The organism is Streptomyces sp. NPDC046308 (genome assembly GCF_055588065.1).
This window is the reverse complement of the sequence record NZ_JBVJFB010000001.1, coordinates 1,688,165-1,710,383: the sequence shown is the minus strand read 5'-3', so window position 1 is coordinate 1,710,383 and position 22,219 is coordinate 1,688,165. Positions and strand designations below refer to the sequence as shown.

Here is a 22,219-nt window from a genome sequence, read left to right as displayed (position 1 = left end):
CGCTGAGCCACGCCCTGATTCAGGCCACTGCCGCCCGAGTCGGGGCCGTGCCGGCCCGCGGCTTCCACCGGAAAGGTCCACTCTCATGGATACGGCGGTCCTGCCGCACCTCCGCCATCGGCTGCTCGAAGACCTGTTCACCGAGCAGGTCCGCCGCAGCCCCGACGCCCTCGCCGTGATCGACGGCGACACCCGGCTGACCTACGCCGAACTGCACGAGCGCGCGGCCCTGTTGGCGGCCGGCCTCGCCGCCCGCGGCGTGGTCCGCGAGACCCTGGTCGCCATGGCCTTCCCGCGGTCGGCGGAGGCCGTCGTGTGCACCATGGCCATCGTCCTCGCCGGGGGCGCCTACCTGCCCGTCAACCCCGGGTTCCCCGGCGAGCGCCTGCGCATGATGCTGGAGGACTGCGGGGCCGACCTGCTGGTGTGCGCGCCCGGCCTGGAGGACGCGCTGGCCCCGGCGGTCCCGCAGGGGATGCGGATCGTCACGCCGGAGGAGCTGGTCGCCGAGGGCCGGCTGGCCGGCCGCGCCGCGCCGGCCGTCGCCGCGCCGCGGCCGCAGGACCGTTCCCCGCTGGCGTACGTGATGTTCACGTCCGGATCCACCGGCCGCCCCAAGGGGGTGCTGGTGGAACAGTCCGGCATCGTCCGGCTGGTCAAGGACAGCGACTTCTACCGTTTCACCCCCCAGGACCGGCTGCTGCTGACCGGGGCCCTGGAGTTCGACGCCGCGACCTTCGAGATCTGGGGCTGCCTCCTCAACGGGGCGACGCTGTGCGTGGCGGACACCGAGACACTGCTCGTGGCCTCCGCCCTGAAGGAGAGCCTCCGCGAGCACGCGGTCTCCGTGATGTGGATGACCGCGCCGCTCTTCAACCAGACGGTGGACACCGATCCCGAGGTCTTCGCCGGCCTGGGCGCCGTCCTCGTCGGCGGCGACGTGCTCTCCGTACGGCACGTGCGCGCCCTGCAGGCCGCGCATCCGGGCCTGCGGATCATCAACGGCTACGGCCCCACCGAGAACACCACCTTCACCACCACCCACGAGGTCGGGACCGACGAGCCCGGCGCCTTCCCGATCGGCCGGCCCGTCGCGGGCACCACCGTCCTCGTCCTCGACGAGTCCGGCGCCCCCGTGCCGCCGGGTGCGCAGGGCGAGCTCTACACCGGCGGGTCCGGGCTGGCCCGCGGCTACCTGGGCAGCCCCGAACTCACGGCGCAGCGGTTCGTCACCATCGGCGGCGAGCGCTACTACCGCACCGGCGACCGCGTCAGCACCGACGCGCAGGGCCTGCTGCACTTCCACGGCCGCGTCGACGACCAGGTCAAGATCCGCGGCCACCGCGTGGAGGTCAAGGAGGTCGAGGCGGTCCTGCTGGGCTGCCCCGGCGTCCGGGACGCCTGCGTGAGCGTCGCCGTCGACGAGGGCGGCAAGCACCTCCTGGGGCATGTCGTCCTCGCGGACGGCGCCACCGCGGCCGGTGTGGGCGAGGAGCTCGCCGCCCGCCTGCCCGAGTACCTGCGGCCCGACCACCTCGTGGTCATGGACCGGCTGCCGCTCAACGCCAACGGCAAGGTGGACAAGGCCGCGCTCCCGGCGCCCGCCCCGGCCGGCCCCGCCACCGGCCCCGACGGCGCGGCCCTCGCGGGCCTGCCCTCGGGCATGCGCCCCCTCGCCGTGCTGTGGGACACCGTGCTGCGCCTGAACGGACGGGCGCTCACCCCGCAGGACGACTTCTTCGCCCTCGGCGGCAACTCCCTCTCCGCCGGTGCGCTCATCGGCCGGCTCGCGGCCCGGGACGGCATCCGGCTCCCCTTCCGCGAGGTGTTCGAACACCGCACGCTCGCCGCGATGACGGAGGCCGTCGGCCGGTACGCCGCCGCACCCGCCACCGCGCCCGGCCCGGCCTGGCCGCCCGCCCACGTACCCGAGGGAACGCCCACCGTGCTGCACCCGCAGCAGCACGGCATGCACACCCACGCGCAGGTCGCCCCGGCCTCGGTCGCCTACAACGTCCCGCTGCGGGTGGACCTCGACGGTCGGCTCACCCCCGCGGAGGTCCGGTCCGCGCTCACCGAGCTCGTACGGCGGCACGACGCCCTGCGCACCCGGTTCCGCACCACCGCGGACGGGGTCCGCCAAGAGGTCCGGCCGGCCGGGCCGGTCCACCTCACGGAGTCCGACCTCGCCGCCCATCCCGACGACGCCCGGGTCCTGGCCGACTTCGTACGCCCCTTCGACCTGGGCACGGCGCCCCTGCTGCGGGCCCTGCTGGTCCGCGTCGACGACACCCGGCACCGGCTCTACCTCGACGTCCACCACATCGTCTTCGACGGGGTCTCCCTGCGCGTCCTCGCCGAGGAGCTCACCGAGCTGCTCTCGGGCGGACCGCTGGCCGAGCCCAAGTGGGGCTACGCCGAGGCCTCCCGGTGGTTCGCCGACCGGCTGGCCGACGGCTCGCAGGCGGCGGACGAGCGCTACTGGCTCGGCGTGCTCGCCGACCCGCCCCGCCTGGAACTGCCCACCGACCACCCCCGCCCGCCCGTGCGCGCGGAGGCCGGTGCCGTGGAGCGGCTGCCCCTGACCCCGGAGCGGGCCGAGGCCGTCGCCCGGATCGCCGCCGACTCGTCCACCACCCCGTACGCGGTGCTGCTGACCGCCTACACCGCCGCGCTGATGCGGCTGTCCGGACAGCGCGACGTGGTGTGCGGCAGCCCCCTGAGCGGCCGGATCCTCCCCGAGGTCGAGCAGGTGGTCGGCATGTTCGTCAACACCGCGGCCCTGCGGCTGACCGTGCCCGAAACGGCCACCCTCGCCGACCTGCTGGCCGTGGCCCACGTCCGCCACCAGGAGGCCCTGGAGCACCAGTCGTTCCCCTTCGACCAGGTCGTCGCCGGGCTCCGGCCGGAACGGGACACCTCCCGGCTCCCGCTGGTCGACGCCTTCTTCGCCCTGCAGAACATCGACTTCCACACCGTCGCCCGGGAGGGCGTACGGGCCGACGTGCACCTGCTGCACACCGGCACGTGCCGGTTCGACCTGAACCTCCAGGCGTTCCAGCGGCCCGAGGGCATCGTGCTCGAACTCGAGTACAGCACCGCCCTGTTCGCCGCGTCATCCGCGCAGTACCTGCTCGACAGTGTGGCCGGGCTCATCGACGACCTCGACCGCTCGCCGCACGCCCCGCTGTCCGGCCGGGTGGAGCCACCCACGACGGATACCTCCGCCCACGCCGACTTCACCTTCTAGAAGGACCTCGAATGACCAGCGCACTTCAGGCCCAGCAAGCACTCCTCGCCCACCCCGCGCAGCAGGAGTACTGGGAGACCCGCAGACAGAACTGGACGGAGCCGGTCCAGGTCATCCGCGACCACCTGCGCCCCGGCGCGGGCGAGCCCCGGACGGCCGCCGTCACCCTCGACGCCGCCACCGTCGCCGCGGTGGACCGCATCACCTCCGGCGACGCCGTCCTGCTGCGCACCGTCGCCGCCACGGCCCTGTCCCTCCTGGTGGCCCGCACCACCGACCGGGACGACGTGGTCGTCTTCGTGCCCGCGCCGCCCGCCCCGGCCGCGGCCCCCGGCGCCGTACGCAACCGCGCCCTCCCGCTCGACGTCCGCCTCCCGGCCGGCGCCGAGGCCAAGGACCTGCTCCGTGCCGTCCGCGCCGCCTACCTGGAGGCCGCCGGGAACCTCGACGTGCCCGTCGCGCACATCCTGGAGCGCGGCGACAGCCTTCCCACGGACTTCATGGTCGCCGTGGACGGGGACCTCGGCCCCGAGGACGCCGAACGGGCCGGCACCCCCCTGCTGTTCACGCTCACCACCGGTACGGACGGGGCCCGCGTCGGCCTGCGCTACGACCCCGTCCTCTTCACCGACGAGACCGCCGGCCGGCTGCTGGACACGTACCGCACGCTGCTGCACACCCTCACCACGGCCCCCGCGACGCCCACCGACGAGCTGCGCGCGCCCTCCGCCGACGACCTCGCCCTCATCGCCGGGTTCAACGACACCGACGCGCCCTTCCCCGAGGACCGGCTGCTGCACTCCTTCCTGGAGCAGGGCGCCCGCGAGCACGGCGAGCGCATCGCCGTCGCCGACGGCGCGGGCACCACGTACGCCCGGCTCAACGCCGACGCCAACCGGCTGGCCCGGACGCTGCGCGAGCGCGGAGTCGGCGCCGGCAGCATCGTCGGGGTCTGCGTGCCCCGCTCCGCGGCCATGCTCACCGCCATCTACGCCGTGCTCAAGGCGGGCGGCGCCTACCTGCCGATCGACCCCACCCTGCCGGACAACCGCATCCAGTACCTGCTGGACCACAGCGGCACCGGCCTGGTGCTGGCCACCGCCGACACCGCGGGCGTCCTCGGCGACCGGCCCGTCCTCGACGTCACGGACCCGGCGAACCTGGCCGCGGACGACACCGACCTCGACCCCGTCACCGGCCCCGGCGACGCCTGCTACGTGATCTACACCTCGGGTTCGACCGGCAAGCCCAAGGGCGTCGTCGTCGAACACCGCGCCATCGTCAACCGGCTGTGGTGGATGCAGCGCGGCTACCCCCTGGGGCCGGACGACATCATCCTGCACAAGACGCCGTTCACCTTCGACGTGTCGGTGTGGGAGATCTTCTGGTGGTCCCTGGCGGGCGCGGCCGTCGCCACCCTGCCCAACGGCGCGGAGCGGGACCCCGCGCGCATCGCGGACCGGATCGCCGAGAGCCGGGCCACCACCATGCACTTCGTCCCCAGCATGCTGCACGCCTTCCTCACCTACACCCAGGCGTCGGGCACCTCCGGCAGCCTCGCCACGCTGCGCCGGGTCTTCGCCAGCGGCGAGGCGCTCGCCGCCGCCCACGTGGAGCTGTTCCACACCGCCCTCCCGCAGACCCTGCTGGCCAACCTCTACGGACCCACCGAGGCGGCCGTCGACGTCAGCTGGTTCAACTGCGACAGCCTCGACTCCACCCGCTCGGTGCCCATCGGCCGCCCCATCGACAACATCCGGCTGATCGTCCGCACCCGGGACGGGCGCATCGCACCGCTGGGCGTCCCCGGCGAACTGTGCATCTCCGGCGTCGGCCTGGCCCGCGGCTACCTGCACGCCCCCGAACTGACGGCGGACCGGTTCGTGACCGGCCCCGAGGGCTTCGGCCGCATCTACCGCACCGGTGACCTGGCGCGCTGGCTGCCCGGCGGCATCCTGGAGTACCTCGGCCGGCTCGACACCCAGGTGAAGATCCGCGGCTACCGGATCGAACTCGGCGAGATCGAACACCTGGCGAGCGGCGCCCCCGGCGTCACCGAGTGCGCCGTGACCGCCGTGGAGGGCGACCGCGGCGAGAAGGCCCTGTGCGCCTACGTCGTCGCGGGCCCGGACTTCGACGAAGCCGCCCTGCGCGCCGCGCTCGCCGCCGAACTGCCCTCGTACATGGTGCCGCAGTTCTTCGTCACCGTCCCCGCCATCCCGACCAACCACAACGGCAAGCGCGACGTCTCCGCCCTGCCCAGGCCCCGGCAGCAGGACGACACCGCCCGGGAGTTCACCGAGCCGGCCACCGAGGTCGAACGGCTGCTCGCCGCGATCTGGAGCGACGCCCTCGGGGTGACCCGGGTCGGCGCCCGCGACAGCTTCTTCGCGCTGGGCGGTGACTCCATCCTCGCCATCCGGGTGGTGGCCGCACTGCGCCAGGCCGGGTACGAGGTGTCGGTCGGCGAGGTCTTCGCCCATCAGGTGCTGTCCGACCTGGCCGCCGTGGTCCGCCCCGCCGAGCCCGCCGCCGCGGACGCGACCGCCGCACCCGTCGATGCCGAAACGGTCCGCGCGTGGCCGGCCTCCGCCCTCCAGCAGGGCATGATCTACCACAGCAGCCTCGAACCGGACGTCCCCGTCTACCACGACATCTTCCGCTACCACGTGGACGTGCCGCGCGTCGACGAGTCCGAACTCCTCGCCGCCTGGAGTGACTTGGCGCAGCGGCACCCCGTCCTGCGGGCCCGCTTCGACCTGGAGTCCTTCGACCGGCCGCACATGGTCGTCGAGGACACCCCGAACCCGCCCGCCGAGGTCGTGGACCTGCGCGCCGAGGCCGATCCGCTCGCCGCCGTCGCCGCCTGGGCCGAGGCCGAGAAGGGCCGCCCCGTCGACCCGGCCGGCCCGGGTCCCGCGTACCGCGCACGGTTCTTCCTGACCGGCACCGACCGCGTCGTCTTCGGGCTGAGCTTCCACCACGCCATCCTCGACGGCTGGAGCGTCGCCTCCCTGGTGGAGGAGTGGGTACGCGGCTACGGCGACCGGCTGGCCGGACGCACCACCGCCGCGGCCCCCGTACCCGCCCTGCAGAGCCGCTACGCCGAACTGGAGGACGCCGCCGAACGCGACCCGGCACAGCGGGAGTTCTGGACCACCGAACTGGCCGGCAGCCAGCTCACGGAGGTCCCGAGGCTGGGCGGGGGCGCCCGCGGACAGCAGTCGGCCGCCGAAGTCGTCGTCAGCGCCCGCCCGCTCGACGAGGCCCTGCTCGCCGCGCTGCGCGAGCGCGCCACCCAGTGGTCGGTGCCCCTCAAGAGCGTGTTCCTCGCGGCCCACCTGCGCGTGCAGTCCCTGATCGCCAACCAGTACGACGTCACCACCGGCCTCGTCGCGAACGGCCGCCCCGAGGTGGAGGACGCCGAACACGCCCTGGGCATGTTCCTCAACACCCTGCCCTTCCGGCTGCGCCTGGACCCCGAGCAGAGCTGGAAGTGGCTGGCCGAGCGCTGCTTCGAGCTGGAACAGCGGGTCCAGCCGCACCGCTGGTACCCGCTGCCCGCCATCCAGAAGCTGCACGGCGGCCCCGCCTTCGACGTGCTCTTCAACTTCACCAACTTCCACGTGCACCAGAGGGACGCGGCGCACGCGCCGGACGCACGGGACCGGGAGCCGGCCGTCGTCTCGGTGGACTACTTCGAGCAGACCAACGCCCCGCTCGTGGTCTACGTCGGGGCCAACGCCTACGAAGGTGGCTGGGAGTACCGCATCGGCTACGACCCCGGCCAGTTCGCCGCCGAGCAGATCGACCGCTACCTCGGCTACTACCTGGGCTGCTTCCAGGCCCTCGCGGCCGGCGGCGACACCGCCTGGGCGGACACCGTTCCGCTGTCCGAGGCCGAGCGGGCCGAGCTGCTGCCCGCCCCGGCCCGCCCGGCGACGCCCGAACTGGAAGGCCACCGCACCCTGGTGGACCGGTTCGAGGCCATGGCCGGCAAGCACCCCGACGCCACCGCCGTCACCTGCGACGGCCGCAGCTTGACGTACCGGGAACTGGACCGCCGGGCCAACGCCCTCGCCCACCACTTCGCCGAGCGCGGCGTCCGCCCCGGCGACCTCGTCGCCCTCGCCCTCGACCGCGACCTGGAAATGGTCCTCTCGATCCTGGCCACCCTCAAGGCCGGCGCCGTCTACGTGCCCATCGACCCCGGCTACCCCGAGGACCGCATCCGTACGACCGTCGAGGACGCCGACGTCCGGCTGGTCGTCGCCACCCCCGAGGTGTGCGGTCTCTTCCCGGAGCGCACCACGATCGACGGCACCGCCGACGCGCTTGCCGCACTCGTCGGCGACGGCACCGACCAGGGCCCCGGACACACCCTGACCGCGCAGTCCCCGGCCTACGTCATCTACACCTCCGGCTCCACCGGCCGCCCCAAGGGCGTACTGGTCACCCACGGCAACGTGCTGCGCCTGTTCGGCGCGACCGAGCACTGGTACGGGTTCGGGGCGGACGACACCTGGTCGCTGTTCCACTCCTTCGCCTTCGACTTCTCGGTGTGGGAGCTGTGGGGCGCGCTGCTGTACGGCGGCCGCCTCGTCGTGGTCCCGTACTGGGTGAGCCGCTCGGTGGAGGACTTCGCCGACCTGCTCGTCACCGAGGGCGTGACCGTCCTCAACCAGACGCCTTCCGCGTTCGCCCAGGTCAAGCACGCGATCATGGCGCGGGCCGGGCGGGAGGACATCCGCCTGCGACACGTCGTCTTCGGCGGCGAGGCCCTGGACTTCGCCTCGCTCACCGACTGGTTCGCCCACTTCGGCGACTCCCGGCCGCAGTTGGTCAACATGTACGGCATCACCGAGACCACCGTGCACGTCACCTACCGCCCGGTGACCGCGGCCGACACCACCGCCCCGGGCAGCATGATCGGCGAGCCCATCCCCGACCTCGGCATGTACCTGCTGGACGCCGCCGGCCGCCCGGTCCCCGTGGGCACCACCGGCGAACTCGTCGTGACCGGCGCCGGAGTGGCCCTCGGCTACCTCGGCCGGCCCGAGGAGAACGCCAAGCGGTTCGTCGAACTGGACCTCGGCCACGGCCCCGTCCGCGCCTACCGCTCCGGCGACCTGGCCCGCCGGATGCCGGGCGGCGAGGTCGAGTACCTCGGCCGCGGCGACGCGCAGGTCAAGATCCAGGGCTACCGCATCGAGACGGGCGACATCGAGGCCGCGCTGACCTCCCACCCGGGCGTCGACTCCGCCCTGGTGCTGGCCTTCACCCGGCGCACCGGGGGCAAGGCCCTGGCCGGGTACCACGTGCCCGCGTCCGGCGCCTCCGTCGACCCCGCGGAGCTGCGCGCCCACCTCGCCGACCGGCTGCCCGGGTACATGGTGCCCAGCTTCCTGATCGAGGTGGAGCAGTGGCCCCTGACCATCAACGGCAAGACCGACCGGCGGGCCCTGCCCGATCCGGAGGAACACCTGGCCGCGACCGCCCACGCGTACGCCGCCCCGCGGGACGACGCGGAAGCCCGGCTGGCCGCCGTCTGGCAGGAGGTCCTGGGCGTGCCCCGGGTCGGTGTCGACGACACCTACCACGGCCTCGGCGGTGACTCCCTACAGGGCATCCGGCTGGTCGGCGCCCTGCGCAGGGCGGGCTTCGAGGTGGCGCTGAACGACCTGTTCCGGGTCCAGACCATCCGCGCCCTCAGCGACCAGGGCCTCATCGGCCGGGCCGCCGCGTCCAGCGCCGACACGGCCCCCAGCCGTCCCTTCGACCTGCTCCCCGAGGAGGACCGGGACACGGTCCCGGCCGGGGTGACGGACGCCTACCCGGCCACCCGGCTCCAGCTGGGCATGATCTACCACACGGAGACCGACCCCGCCCAGGCCGTCTTCCACGACCTGATCCGCTACCGCATCGACCTCCCCTTCGACCAGGCGGTGCTCCAGGACCTGCTGGCCGCCATGGTCGACGAGCACGAGATCCTCAAGACCTCCTTCGCGCTCACCGGATACAGCGTGCCCCTGCAGCTCGTACACGCCCGGGGACAGGTCAACCTCACCGTCCACGACCTCGCGCACCTGGGCACCTCCGCCCGCGACGCCGCCGTCGACGCCTGGTTCGAAGCGGAGAAGAGCACCGGCTTCGTGTGGAGCGCGCCCACGCAGATGCGCTTCTTCGTGCACCGGGCGTCCGCGGACTCCTTCCACCTGTCGGTCAGCTTCCACCACGCCGTCATCGACGGCTGGAGCTTCTCCGGGCTGATGGCCCGGCTGCTGGAGGACTACCGCCGGGTGCTCGCCGGACAGCCGCGCACCGCGCCGGCGCCCGCGCCGCTCGCCTACCGCGACTACGTGGCCCTGGAGCTCGCCGCCCAGCACGACAGCGCCGCCCGCGCCTACTGGACCGGCCTCCTGGAGGGCGCCGCCTACACCAAGCTGCCGCGCCTGCCCGAACCCGGCGTCCGCTGGGCGGAGGCCGAGCTGCTGCTCGACGAGTCGCGCTACGCGCAGCTGTCCGAGCTCGCCGCCCGCCACCAGGTGTCCGTCAAGGACGTCTGCCTGGCCGCCCACTTCCGGGCCCTGTCGCTCATCACCGGCACCGACGACGTCACCACCGGCGTCTTCGGCCACGGCCGGCCCGAGCACATGGACGCCGAGCGCATGGTGGGTCTGTTCCTGAACATCGTGCCCCTGCGCGCCCGGACCGGGGGCTCCTGGCCGGAGCTCCTCGCCGACGTCAACCGCGTCGGGCACGAGCACCTGCCGCACCGGCGCTACGCGTACGCCTCCATCCAGCAGGCCATGGGCGGCCGCCGCCTGGTGGAGACGGCGTTCAACTTCGTCAACTTCAGCGCCTACGCCGACCAGCTCGGCGCGGACGGCGGAGCGGTCATCGGCGACCTGAAGTGGTTCGAGCACTCGGACTTCGCCCTGCTGGTCACCTTCAACGCCGACCTGTTCACGCGCCGGATGCGGGTCAACTTCAACGCCGCGGCCTCCGTTCTCGGCCGGGCGGCGGTCCGGGACGTCGCCGAGGTCTACGAGGCGGTCCTCGCGGAACTGCTCGGCGACGAGGCGGCCGGCAGCCGCACCGCGGGCCCGCTCGCGCGGCTGCCCCGCCCCGCGCACGCGGCCCCCGACGGCTACGACCGCGGCAACGCGGCGCTGCCGGACCGGGTCGAGGGCGTGGAGCGCATCGACCCGGCGGCGCTGGACGCGCTCGTCAGCCGGATCTGCGGGGAGCCGGACGCCGCCGTCGCGCTGGACTCGCTGACCGCGCTGCGGCTGGCCACGGCCGTGCGCGACACCTTCGGCGTCAGCGTGCCGCTGCGCCTGCTGCTCGACGGCGGCGTCGCCGTCCTGGGCCGGTGAGACCGGTGAAGGACACGACGATGCGTGCGACGTTCTCGACGATCCTGCTGAGCTCGCTCGGCTCCACGGTGCTGTGGCTGCTCCTGGTACCCAGCTTCGCGGCCCAGACCCACTCCGACTCGCTCGTGGGGCTGCTGGGCATGGAGCGCCAGGTGCTGGGCGTGGTGGGCGCCCTGCTGGTCGGCGTATGGGCCGACCGCGGGCTGATCCACCGCAAGTTCGCCCTGCTGCAAGGCCTCCAGCTGGTCCTGGCGGTCGTGTTCCTGCTCACGACCTGGCTGGGCACGGCCGGCCCCGACTTCGTCCTGGTGTGGACGGCGGTCCGGTTCGCCCTGGTGGGCGCGAGCTCGGTGCTGGCCTACCGGCTGCTCGCCGACGCCTCCGGTTCCAGCGCGCAGGGCGCGGTGCTGCAGATGGTGACCTCACCGCAGGGCGCCATGGTGTTCGCCGCCGTGATCTGCGCGGCCGTACCGGCCTGGACCTCCCGGACCCTCACGGTGGCGCTGGTCTTCGACCTCGCCGCCTCCGTGCTGGTGCTGTCGCTGCTGGCCCGCCGGCTGGAGCGGCGCGAGGCCACGGACACGGGCGGGTTCGACCTCGGCTGGGGCAACGTCCTCGCCCGCGGGACGGACGCCGTCAAGAGCTACTGGCTGCCCGAGCTCTGGCCGTGGAACCTGCTCCAGATCGGCTTCCTGGTCAGCCTCTCCGGAATGATGGTCTACGCGAGCGTGCTCGCCGAGGCCCAGGACCTTGTGCCGACGGGGATCGCCTTCTCCGGTGCGTGGTTCTTCTACGGGCTCGCGTTCTGGGTGACCGCTCCGCTGCTGCGCCGGCCCGCCCTCGCGCAGCGCTGGGCGCTGGTCTTCGCCGCCGTCCTGACCGGCTGCGGCGTGGTCAGCGCGGTGTCGGGCACGTCCGCCTTCGCCGTGCACATGGCCCTGTACGTGGTGCTGACCTTCGTCAACGCCTACTGGATCCACTACACCAACGCCCGGATCCTGGAGCCGGCCCCGGTGGACCGGCTCGGACAGGTCCGGGCGAGCATGATCTTCTATCTGGGTGTGGTGTTCGGCCTCGGTGAGCAGTTCGTCGGCCTGCTGCTGGAGGTCCCCTCCGGTCTGCTGCTGGTCGACATGCTGCACGTGGTCGGCGGCATCGCACTGGCGGGCGCGCTGCTCGTCATCCGTACACGCTCCCGCCGCACCCTGGTGCCGGCGGGATGAGGAAAGGAACTCGCCGGATGTCTCCGGAGGAGATCGTCGACGGCCAGCTCGCCGCGTACAACGCGCGTGACCTGGAGGGATTTCTCGGCTTCTACGTGAAGGACGTGCCGGTGCACGCCTTCCCGTCGGGTGAGGTGATGGCCGACCGCTCCGGCCCGGCGTTCGAGGAGCGCTACGCCGCCCTCTTCGCGTCGAGCCCCGACCTGCACGCGGAACTCGTCTCCCGCGTCACGCACGGCCGGATCGTGATCGACCAGGAACGCGTCACCGGCTTCATGGGCGGCGAGGCCCGATCGGCCGTCGCGATGTACGAGGTCGGACCGGAGCGCATCGAGAAGGTGTGGTTCGTGGTCTGACGACAGGTCCGGCGGCGGCCGCCGGCGACCTGACGGCGAGGCGGCCGCCCCGGGGCGCCGGGGAGAGCGGGATCGAAGCTCTCCCCGGCGCCTTACGCGTTCCGCGCCCTCGGCGCCCTTCACGTCCGTATGTCCCCCCCGCCGCGGCTACGGCCCCGCCACCACCGCGCCCACCCACGCCCCCACCACCAGCAGGCACGCGAACAGCTCCACCAGCACGCTCGTCCCCACCGCCCGCATCACCGCCCGCACGGACGCCGACGCCTGCCCGTGCGTGCCCAGGCGCAGCCGCTCGCAGAGGTAGACGCCGCCCACGAAGCCCGGGACCGCCCCCAGTACGGGGATCAGCACGAAGCCCAGTACCGCGCCGGTCCCCGCGAACACCGCCATCCGGGGAGTGACCCCCAGCCCCCGCACCCGCCGCGGCGGCAGCTGCCACTTCACCACCTGGACCACCAGCAACAGGGCCGTCGCCGAGACGAGCAGGGACCACGCCGGCGCCGACCGCATGTGCAGCGCCCACCACAGCAGCCCCGCCCACACCAGCCAGGTACCCGGCACGCCCGGAACCAGCACCCCCACCACCCCGAGCAGCAGCACCAGCCCCACCAGGAGCAGCTGAGGCAGATCCATCTGCTCAGCCTGACCGACCAGCGCCTATCGGGCCACCCAGCCCCGCTCGTACGCGTGCCAGCCCAGCTGCAGCCGTGTCGTCACCCCGGACAGCTCCATCAGGCCCTTGACCCGCCGCTGCACCGTCCGCAGGCCCAGCTCCAGGTGCTTCGCCACGCTCGCGTCCGTCATGCCCGCCAGCAGCAGGGACAGGATCTCGAGGTCCGTGGAGTCCGGGCAGCCGTCGGACTCCTCCGCCGAGCCGGCCGCCCCCAGCCGCAGCGGCAGCGACTCCCGCCACACCGCCTCGAACAGCCCCGTCAGGGACTCCAGCAGCCCCGACGCGTGCACCACCAGCGCCGCCGGCTCCGCGCCGCGCGCCGTCAGCGGGACCATCGCGAGCGTCCGGTCCGCGATCACCAGCTTCGTCGGCACCTCCCCGGTCACCCGGACCTGCTCGCCCCGGGCCAGGGCCGTCGAGGCCTCGCGGATCCCGCTCGGCAGGGTCAGCACCTCCCGCTCGATCACCACCCGGTAGTCGACCCCGCGTACGGAGGCCCGGTCCTCCGCCTCGTTGTCCGTCCCCGTCACCACCTGCGGCCGGCCGCTGACCAGCGCGCACACCTCCTTCTCGGCCCCCAGCTGGAGCTGGTGGAAACGGTGCGCCACCGCGCTCGCGCCCTGCACCACCTCCACGAGGTCGTGCACCGCCGGCTCCGCCGCCTCCGCCCGGTACTCCTCCGCCAGCAGCGCCGCCGCCAGCTCCGCCTGCTCCAGCTCGTGCCGCTGCTGGGTCAGCAGGGCCCCGAGCGCCACCCCGGGCGGCGCCGCCACCCAGCGTCCCGGCCGGGCCGAAGACTGCGCCGCGAGCCCGTGCCGCTCCAGGTGGCGCAGGGCCCGTTCGGTCTGCGGCACCGGCAGCGTCAGCCGGTGCGCGAGGTCGGGCACCTCCGCCGCACCCAGCGCCACCAGCACGCGGTACGCCGACTCCTGGCCCTCGTCGAGACCTATGGCACCCAGCAACCCGTCCACCACCTTTCGACACAGCGCCTGGCGGGAAGCGGCCACGGCGCAAACCCGCCGCGGACATCATCGCCGCACCCCCCGCCCCTCTGCCAAGGTGGCGCCACCGCAGCACCAACATCCGCCGGCCAGAAGCCATTTGCGCGGCAGCTTTGCCGTGCAATGCAGCAGTTGGCCGGAATTCACCTGGGGAGAGCGATGCGCCCGATATCGCGTACGGCACTCGGGGCGGCCACCGCGGCCGTCCTCGCCGTCACCGCCGTCGGCCCGTCGACGGCGCAGCCGGCCGACGGAGCGCCCGGAGCGGGAAAGAGACCACTCGTCGGGAGCGCGGCGGCCGGAAAGCAGCCCACGGCCCCCGTCACCGTCACCCTCGTCACGGGTGACCGGATCCTGGTCTCCACCGACGCGGCCGGCCGCACGGCCGCCACCGCGATGCCGCGCGAGGACGGCTCGCAGCCGCTCGTGCAGACGAAGCAGTCCGGCAAGGACCTGTACGTGTACCCCGAGGGCGCGGTCAAGGCGCTCGCCGCGGGCCGCGTCGACCACGAGCTCTTCAACGTCACCGGCCTCGTCCGGCAGGGCTACGACGACGCGCACACCAAGAAGCTCCCGCTCATCGCGGTCTACGACGGTTCCGTGAACGTGGCGCGCGGCGCCCCGCCCGCCCCCCGCGGCGCGGACCGCTCGCTCGTCCTCGGCTCCATCGGCGCCGTCGCGCTCGCCGCCGACAAGGAGCGGGCAGCCGCCTTCTGGGCCGACGTCACCGGTACGGACGCCCGCGCGCGCTCCGTATCGGGCGGGCTGAAGAAGCTGTGGCTGGACGGCAAGGTCCGGGCGAATCTGGAGCGCTCCACGCGGCAGGTGGCCGCCACCGCCGCCTGGGCCGCCGGATACGACGGCAAGGGCACCAAGGTCGCCGTCCTCGACACCGGCACCGACCTGGAACACCCCGACCTCAAGGGCCGCGTCGGCGCGTCGAAGAACTTCACCGACTCCGACACCGACGCCGACCGGCAGGGCCACGGCACCCACACCATCTCCACCGTCGGCGGCTCCGGAGCCGAGAGCGGCGGCGCCAGGAAGGGCGTGGCCCCCGGCGCCGAACTGCTCAGCGGGAAGGTCCTCGACGACGGGGGCCAGGGCCTCGACTCGTGGATCATCGCGGGCATGGAGTGGGCCGTCGAGTCCAAGGCCGACGTGGTCTCCATGAGCCTCGGCGACCCCTCCCGGACCGCCTGCGACGACCCGCTCGCCGAGGCCGCCGAACGGCTCTCCCGGCAGGGCCCGCTGTTCGTGATCGCCGCCGGCAACTCCGGCCCCGGCAACAACACCGTCTCCTCGCCCGGTTGCGCGCCCAGCGTGCTGACCGTCGGAGCCGTGGACCGCGACGACACCACGCCCACGTTCTCCAGCCGTGGCCCGGCCGGACTCCGGCACACCCTCAAGCCCGAGATCGCCGCGCCCGGCGTCGGGATCTCGGCCGCCGCCGCGGGCGGCCGCGGCGTGTACGCCTACCAGTCCATGTCCGGCACCTCGATGGCAACCCCGCACGTCGCGGGCGCCGCCGCCATCGTCAAACAGCGCCACCCCGACTGGACCGGGCAGCAGATCAAGGCCGCCCTCGTCGGATCCGCGAACACCGGCGTCCCGGGCGACGTACGGGAGACCGGCGGCGGCCGCCTCGACGTGAAGGCCGCGATCGACACGACCGTCACCGGCGCCCCCGCCCTCCAGGGCGGCGCGTACGACTGGCCGCAGGACCGCAGCGACCGCACCACCGTCGAGGTCCCGTACACCAACCTCGGCAAGAGCCCCGTCACCCTGCACCTCGCCGTCGAGAAGGTCACCGGCAACGACGGCTCCGCCGTCCGCGGCCAGGTCGCCCGCCTCGACCGGCGCACCGTCACCGTCCCGGCCGGAGCGACCGTCAAGGTGCCGCTCGCCCTCGACCCCGCCGCGAAGCTGGAGCGCTCCCAGTACGGGGACGTCACCGGCCGCGTCGTCGCCACCGCGAACGGCGTGCGCGTCTCCACCCCCTTCTCGCTCTACGTGGAGCCCGAGACGGTGACCCTGCGCGTCAAGCTCGTCGACCGCGCCGGCAGGCCCGCCGCCGGCCCCTCCTCCCTGGACGTCATCGGCACCGACGACGCCAGCGGTGAGCGCCGCTTCAACGACGGCTCAGTGGACCAGGTCTACCGGGTGCGCCCCGGCGCCTACTTCCTCTCGGCCTTCGTCGCCACCCCCGACGCGGGGGAGGGCGAGGGCGACAGGATGACCGACTCCCTCACCTACCTCGGCCGGCCTCAGGTCGAGCTGAGGAAGGACACCACGATCGTGCTCGACGCCCGCAAGGCCGGACGCCTGGCCATCGAGGCCGACAAACCCGTCGAGGCCCGCAACACCACCCTCGGCTTCGCCCGCACCTGGGGTCGTGATGCATGGCTGCACTCTGGCACCGCGGCGGCCGGCCGGACCATCCGCGGCTTCTACGCCTCCGTCGAAGGCCGCGCCAAGGACGGCGACTTCGAGTTCGGCAGCTACTGGCGGGCGGCCGCGCCGCTCGTCTCCGAGCTGCGGGCCGTCGGCGGACCGGTCCTGCACCCCCTCACCGCCTCCACCGGCAGCGACAACCTCGACGGAACCGGCAGCGCCCCGCTGGTCGACGCCGGCTCCGGCACCCCCGAGGAGCTCGCCGCCGCCGGCGCCAAGGACGCGGTCGTCCTGGTGAAGGCGGTGGACGGCGCCCTGTACGAGGTCGCGCAGAACGCCAGGGCCGCCGGCGCCAAGGCGGTGCTCGCCCACCGCGAGGCGCCGGGCCGCTGGGTCGCCTTCACCGGCTACGCGGGCGGCGCGCTGCCCACCCTGACCGTCGAGGCCGCCGAGGGGCAGGCGCTCCTGGCCCGGCTGAAGGCGGGCGAGGTCACGCTGGCGTGGCAGGCCACGGCGAAGAGCCCGTACGTCTACTCCCTCGCCTTCCCCGAGACGGGGGAGGTCAAGGGCGGCCGTACGCACCGCGTGCGCGACCGCGACCTCGGCCGGGTCGAGTCCACCTACCACTCCATGGGCGTGGCCGCGGACTTCGTCGACCTGGCGGGCGCCTACCGGCCGATCGGCAGCGCGGTCCACTTCGGCGGGATGGAGTCCGTCGCGGCGCCCGGCACGCGGACCGAGTACTACTCGGCCGGGGACACCACCTGGGACCAGCTGCTCTCCAGCAGCTTCCCCTGGGGCGAGTTCATGGTCGGCGAGCAGCGCACCTACGCCAAGGGACAGCAGGCCAAGGCGACGTGGTACGACGGGATCACCGGACCGGTCGCGCCGCGCGACCCCTCCGGCAAGGAGACCCTCGCCGCCGAGCGGCAGGGCAACCTGATCGGCTTCGCCCCCGCCCTGTGGGGCGACAGCGGCCACGCCGCGCAGCCGGGCTCCTTCGGTGACATCGGCGGACTCCGGCTCACGCGCAACGGCGAGGTCATCGGCGACAGTTGGTACCCGTTCGGCGTCTTCGAGATCCCGGCCGAGGAGAGCCGCTACGAACTGACCCAGAGCATCGAGAAGATCGGGCCGCCGGCGCGGGTCTGGCAGCGGTCCACCTCGGTCGTGACGACCTGGGGCTTCACCTCGAAGCTGGACGCGTCGGCGTACTCGCAGGGCCTGCCGGTCCTCTTCCCGCGGTACGCGGCCCCGCTGGACGGGCTGAAGACGGTCGCGGCGGCGAACGGCCAGAGCATCGGGCTCGGCGCCTCCGGGCACGCGGGCTACGCGCCCGGCGCGCTGACGTCGGCGAAGCTGTCGTACTCCTACGACGGCGAGAACTGGACGCGGGCGAAGGTGAGCGAGCGCGGCGGCCGGTGGACCGCGGTCGTGGACCACGCCGGAGCCTCCGGCAAGCCGGTGTCCCTGAAAGTCGAACTGACCGACGCGAAGGGCGCGACGGTCACCCAGACGGTCGCGCGGGCGTACGACGTGCGCTAGGTCGTACGGGCAGAGCGGGAACGGTCCACCGGGCGGCGGCCCGGTGGACCCTTTTCGTGCGTTCGGCGTTTTCCGCCCGGGCGGGAGGCCGAGAATGAGGGCATGAGTCAGCAGGGTGCGGACGACTGGTGGCAGAAGCTCTACGAGGACCCGGACGCGGGAGGGGAAGCCGACCCGGGGGACACCCTGGACCACCGGTTCCGCTCGGCGGCCGGAGTGACGACGGACCCGGCTCCGCCGGAACGGGACCCGGAGCCCGGGACGGGACCGCTTCCGGGCGCCCGCCCGGAAGCGGGCGCGGGCCTGCCCGCCCGGCCCCCGGTGCCGGGCGGCGGTCCGGGACGGACCCAGCCGCTGCTCCCGGGCCCGCGCCCGGACCAGGGGCCGCCGCCCGTGCCGGACGTGCCGTCGCCCCGCGAGCGCCACTCCCCGCCCCCACCCCCGCCCCTCCTTCCCGGCCCCCGCCCGGCCCAGGACCCGCCGCGGCACGCCGAGCAGCACACCCCGCCGACGCCCCCGCCTCCCTTCCCGTCCCCACCGCCCCCCGCGCCCCCGGCACAGGGCGCGCCTTCGTACCCGGCCCCGCCGTCGCCGGTGCCCCCGCCTGAGCCCGCGCCCCCGGCACCCTCCACGGCGCAGGGCGCGCCTTCGTCCCAGGCCCCGCCTCCGGCCCCGCCTGCGTACCCGGCCCCGCCGTCGCCGGTGCCCCCGCCTGAGCCCGGGCCCCCCGCACCCTCCACGGCGCAGGGCGCGCCTTCGTCCCGGGGGCCGTCTTCGGCTCAGAGACCTCCGGCGGCCCCGGCCCCGCCTTCGGCCCCCGCCCCGCCGTCGGGCCCGTATCCGCCCCCGCCTGCGGCCTCGCCCCCGGCCCCGGCTGCGGGCCCGGCTTCGGATCCGTCGCCGACGGGGGGCGCCGCGCCTCGGGATCCGCGTGCGGGTGGGGTCACCGGGTACGCGCTCGGGGGTGTCGACGTGCCGCCCGTGTCCGGGGCGGAGTTGCCGGTCCGGACACGGGCGCACGCGCCGCGCGCCGAGGACCGCACCCAGGAGGTGCCGACGCCCGCGCCCGTACCCGCACCCACCGCGCACGCCCCCGCGCAGCGGCGGCCCGAGGTGCACCACCTCGGTGACCGCGCACCCACCTACGCCGCCGAACCGGGCGCGCTCCCGCCCGCCGACCCGGCCGCCCTCGACGCGCTGACCCCGGACACCGTGCTGGAGGGGGCCCGCTACGGCACCTACACCCTGCGCGCCGCCTCCCTGCGGGGGGACTCCGCCCGCTTCCGTGGCGAGGTGCGCCGGGACTTCCTGCTCACCGCCCGGTTCGGCGGCGGCGACGACGCCCTGGTCCTGGTGGCCCTGGCCGGCGGCGACCGGGCCGCGCCCGGGGCCGCGGAGGCCGCCGCCGAGCTGTGCCGCACGGTCGCGGCGGCCGTCGGGCGCAGCCAGGGCCGGCTGGCCGAGGACATCCGCGCCGGGCGCCGCGACGCCCTGCGCTCGGGCCTCCAGCGGCTCACCGACCGCGGCTACGGCCGGCTGCGGGCCCGGGCAGCCGAGCTGGGGCTCGCGGAGGCGGCGTACACCGCCGGGCTGCGCGGGCTGCTGCTCCCGGTGGACCCGGAGTGCCGCACCCGGGTGTGCTTCGGCTCCGGCGCGGGTGGTCTGTTCCGGCTCCGTTCGGGCCAGTGGCAGGACCTGGAACCCGCCCGTCCGGCCGGCGCCCAGGGAGCCGCCGGAGCCGACGGCGACGCCGAGGCCGCGTTCCGGTTCCGCGCGTCCGTGGCCCGGCCTGGTGACACCCTGCTGCTGTGCTCCGGCGGCCTGGCGGAGCCGATGCGCGAGGAGGCCGCCCTCACGGAGGAGCTCGCCGCCCGCTGGAGCGAGGCGGAGCCGCCCGGCCTGGCGGCCTTCCTCGCGGACGTCCAGCTCCGCCTCAAGGGGTACGCCGACGACCGCACGGCTGCCGCAGTCTGGGAGGCGTAACCGGCGCGCACATGGCTGGATGGGAGGCACGCGTGTCGGAGAGACCGGCCCGGAGACCGGGAAGGGTGCCCCCTCATGGCCAAGCAGAACGTGGCGGAGCAGTTCGTCGACATCCTCGTGCGCGCCGGCGTGCGGCGGATGTACGGAGTCGTGGGCGACAGCCTCAACCCGGTGGTGGACGCGATCCGCCGGACGGGTGACATCGACTGGATCCAGGTGCGCCACGAGGAGACGGCGGCCTTCGCGGCGGGCGCCGAGGCCCAGATCACCGGCCGCCTCGCCGCCTGCGCGGGCTCCTGCGGCCCGGGGAACCTGCACCTGATCAACGGGCTGTACGACGCCCAGCGTTCGATGGCCCCGGTCCTCGCGCTCGCCTCGCACATCCCGTCCGGTGAGATCGGTCTCGGCTACTTCCAGGAGACCCACCCCGACCAGCTCTTCCGCGAGTGCAGCCACTACAGCGAGCTGATCTCCAACCCGGCGCAGATGCCCCGGCTGCTCCAGACCGCCGTGCAGCACGCCATCGGCCGCAGCGGGGTCAGCGTGGTCGCGCTGCCCGGGGACATCGCCGCCCTGCCCGCGCCGGAGAAGGCGGTGGAGCACGCACTCGTCACCGCCCGCCCCACGGTGCGGCCCGGCGACGGCGAGATCGAGAAGCTGGTGCGCCTCGTTGACGAGGCGGACAAGGTCACGCTCTTCTGCGGCAGCGGAACGGCCGGGGCGCACGCCGAGGTGATGGAGTTCGCCGGCCGCGTCAAGGCACCCGTGGGGCACGCCCTGCGCGGCAAGGAGTGGATCCAGTACGAGAACCCCTATGACGTCGGCATGAGCGGGCTGCTGGGCTACGGCGCGGCCTACGAGGCCACCCACGAGTGCGACCTGCTGGTCCTGCTCGGCACGGACTTCCCGTACAACGCCTTCCTCCCCGACGACGTGAAGATCGTCCAGGTGGACATCCGGCCCGAACACCTGGGCCGCCGCTCCCAGTTGGACCTCGCGGTGTGGGGTGACGTACGGGAGACCCTGCGTGCGCTGAACACGCGGGTGAAGGCCAAGACGGACCGCCGCTTCCTCGACCGGATGCTGAAGAAGCACGCCGACGCCCTGGAAGGCGTGGTCAAGGCCTACACCCGCAAGGTCGAGAAGCGCACCCCGATCCACCCCGAGTACGTGGCCGCGGTCCTCGACGAACTGGCCGAGGAGGACGCCGTTTTCACCGTCGACACCGGCATGTGCAACGTGTGGGCGGCGCGCTATCTTTCCCCGAACGGCAAACGGCGCATCATCGGCTCCTTCAGCCACGGCTCCATGGCCAACGCCCTCCCGCAGGCCATCGGCGCACAGTTCACCGACCGGAACCGTCAAGTGGTCTCGATGTCGGGCGACGGCGGTTTCTCGATGCTGATGGGAGATTTCCTCACCCTGGTGCAGTACGACCTCCCCGTCAAAGTGGTCCTCTTCAACAACTCATCCCTCGGGATGGTGGAGTTGGAGATGCTGGTTTCCGGCCTGCCCTCCTACGGGACGACCAACAAGAACCCCGACTTCGCCGCGATCGCCCGCGCGGCGGGCGCGTACGGGGTCCGCGTGGAGAAGCCCAAGCAGCTCACAGGGGCTTTGAAGGACGCTTTCCGGCACAAGGGGCCCGCTCTGGTGGACGTGGTGACGGACCCCAACGCCCTGTCGATTCCGCCGAAGATCAGCGCCGAGATGGTGACCGGATTCGCACTGTCCGCCAGCAAGATCGTGCTGGACGGCGGAGTGGGCCGCATGATCCAGATGGCTCGATCCAACCTCCGCAACGTGCCCCGGCCGTAAGCCCGCAGGAGTGCGGAACCCCCCGGGGGGCATGCATCCCGTAGACCTGTTCGAGAGCAAGGACGCGGGGGAGGGGCATCGCCGTGCGGGTGGGGGCGAAGACCGGGAAGACGGGGCGCAGAGGGAGGCCGGTGCCGCGTGAACCGTCCGCCGGTGAGGACGGGGGAGCGGTGGACACGCTGCGGATCACCCGGAGCGTGCGCCGGGCCGACCTGAAAGCGGTGGGGGAAGTCCGCCGGGCCTTACGGGAGTTGATGCGCCACCGGTGCAGGGCCGATGCCGCCGAGGTGGCCGAGCTGCTGATCACCGAGCTCGTCACCAACGCCCTCGTCCACACCGACCGGGGCGCGGAGGTGTCCGTGAGTCTCGTCGCCGCACGCTTACGGGTGGAGGTGCGGGACTACGCCGCACGCCGACCCCGGCCGTACGTACCGACCGCCGACGACGGTACGCACGGCCGGGGACTCGTGCTGGTGCAGGCGCTCGCCGACGACTGGGGCGTGGACGCGCCGGCCCCGGACAGCGGCAAGGTGGTGTGGTTCGAGCTCGACGGGCGTCACGACGCGCCGTACGACGGAGGGCCCGCCTGAGCGGGCG

General features: G+C 73.9%; 10 protein-coding genes. 8 read left to right on the top strand and 2 right to left on the bottom strand.

Features of this window, described 5'->3' with window-relative positions; translation table 11 throughout:
* Nucleotides 1-85: 85 nt before the first annotated feature.
* Genes ACZ6JT_RS07345 through ACZ6JT_RS07330 form a run of 4 tightly spaced genes read left to right on the top strand, consistent with a single transcriptional unit; the run spans nt 86 to nt 12,208 of the window.
* Complete coding sequence (locus tag ACZ6JT_RS07345) at nt 86-3,250, top strand: amino acid adenylation domain-containing protein (protein ID WP_469208079.1); 3,165 nt, start codon at nt 86-88, stop codon at nt 3,248-3,250.
* A gap of 11 nt (nt 3,251-3,261) precedes the next feature.
* Nucleotides 3,262-10,629: an amino acid adenylation domain-containing protein gene (locus tag ACZ6JT_RS07340; protein WP_469208077.1), complete on the top strand. Its 7,368-nt coding sequence runs from the start codon at nt 3,262-3,264 to the stop codon at nt 10,627-10,629.
* Nucleotides 10,630-10,649: 20 nt separating this feature from the next.
* Entirely contained in the window at nt 10,650-11,852 is a 1,203-nt protein-coding gene (locus tag ACZ6JT_RS07335; RefSeq protein WP_469208075.1) for an MFS transporter, read from the top strand.
* A gap of 17 nt (nt 11,853-11,869) precedes the next feature.
* Nucleotides 11,870-12,208, top strand: coding sequence for a nuclear transport factor 2 family protein (locus tag ACZ6JT_RS07330; protein ID WP_469208072.1), 339 nt, complete (start codon nt 11,870-11,872; stop codon nt 12,206-12,208).
* Between the two features lie 147 nt (nt 12,209-12,355).
* Here ACZ6JT_RS07330 and ACZ6JT_RS07325 read toward each other — a convergent pair whose 3' ends face one another.
* Together ACZ6JT_RS07325 and ACZ6JT_RS07320 are read right to left on the bottom strand one after the other, a co-directional pair.
* The gene (locus ACZ6JT_RS07325; RefSeq protein ID WP_469208070.1) at nt 12,356-12,841 is read right to left on the bottom strand and encodes a DUF456 domain-containing protein; all 486 of its coding nucleotides are present in this window, start codon (nt 12,839-12,841) and stop codon (nt 12,356-12,358) included.
* 24 nt (nt 12,842-12,865) lie between these two features.
* Nucleotides 12,866-13,843, bottom strand: a complete 978-nt coding sequence (locus tag ACZ6JT_RS07320) for a helix-turn-helix domain-containing protein (protein WP_469208068.1) — start codon at nt 13,841-13,843, stop codon at nt 12,866-12,868.
* A 198-nt stretch (nt 13,844-14,041) separates the two neighbouring features.
* On the opposite strand from ACZ6JT_RS07320, the gene ACZ6JT_RS07315 reads away from it, so the two are divergent.
* The 4 genes from ACZ6JT_RS07315 to ACZ6JT_RS07300 all read left to right on the top strand — a co-directional run bounded on the left by ACZ6JT_RS07315 (nt 14,042) and on the right by ACZ6JT_RS07300 (nt 22,212).
* The gene (locus ACZ6JT_RS07315; RefSeq protein ID WP_469208066.1) at nt 14,042-17,821 is read left to right on the top strand and encodes a S8 family peptidase; all 3,780 of its coding nucleotides are present in this window, start codon (nt 14,042-14,044) and stop codon (nt 17,819-17,821) included.
* A 972-nt stretch (nt 17,822-18,793) separates the two neighbouring features.
* Entirely contained in the window at nt 18,794-19,804 is a 1,011-nt protein-coding gene (locus tag ACZ6JT_RS07310) for a protein phosphatase 2C domain-containing protein (RefSeq protein WP_469208064.1), read from the top strand.
* A 75-nt stretch (nt 19,805-19,879) separates the two neighbouring features.
* A complete protein-coding gene (locus ACZ6JT_RS07305; RefSeq protein WP_469208062.1) occupies nt 19,880-21,622 on the top strand; it encodes a pyruvate dehydrogenase in 1,743 nt (580 codons plus the stop codon).
* A 197-nt stretch (nt 21,623-21,819) separates the two neighbouring features.
* Nucleotides 21,820-22,212, top strand: a complete 393-nt coding sequence (locus tag ACZ6JT_RS07300; protein ID WP_469208248.1) for an ATP-binding protein — start codon at nt 21,820-21,822, stop codon at nt 22,210-22,212.
* The last annotated feature ends 7 nt before the right edge of the window (nt 22,213-22,219 follow it).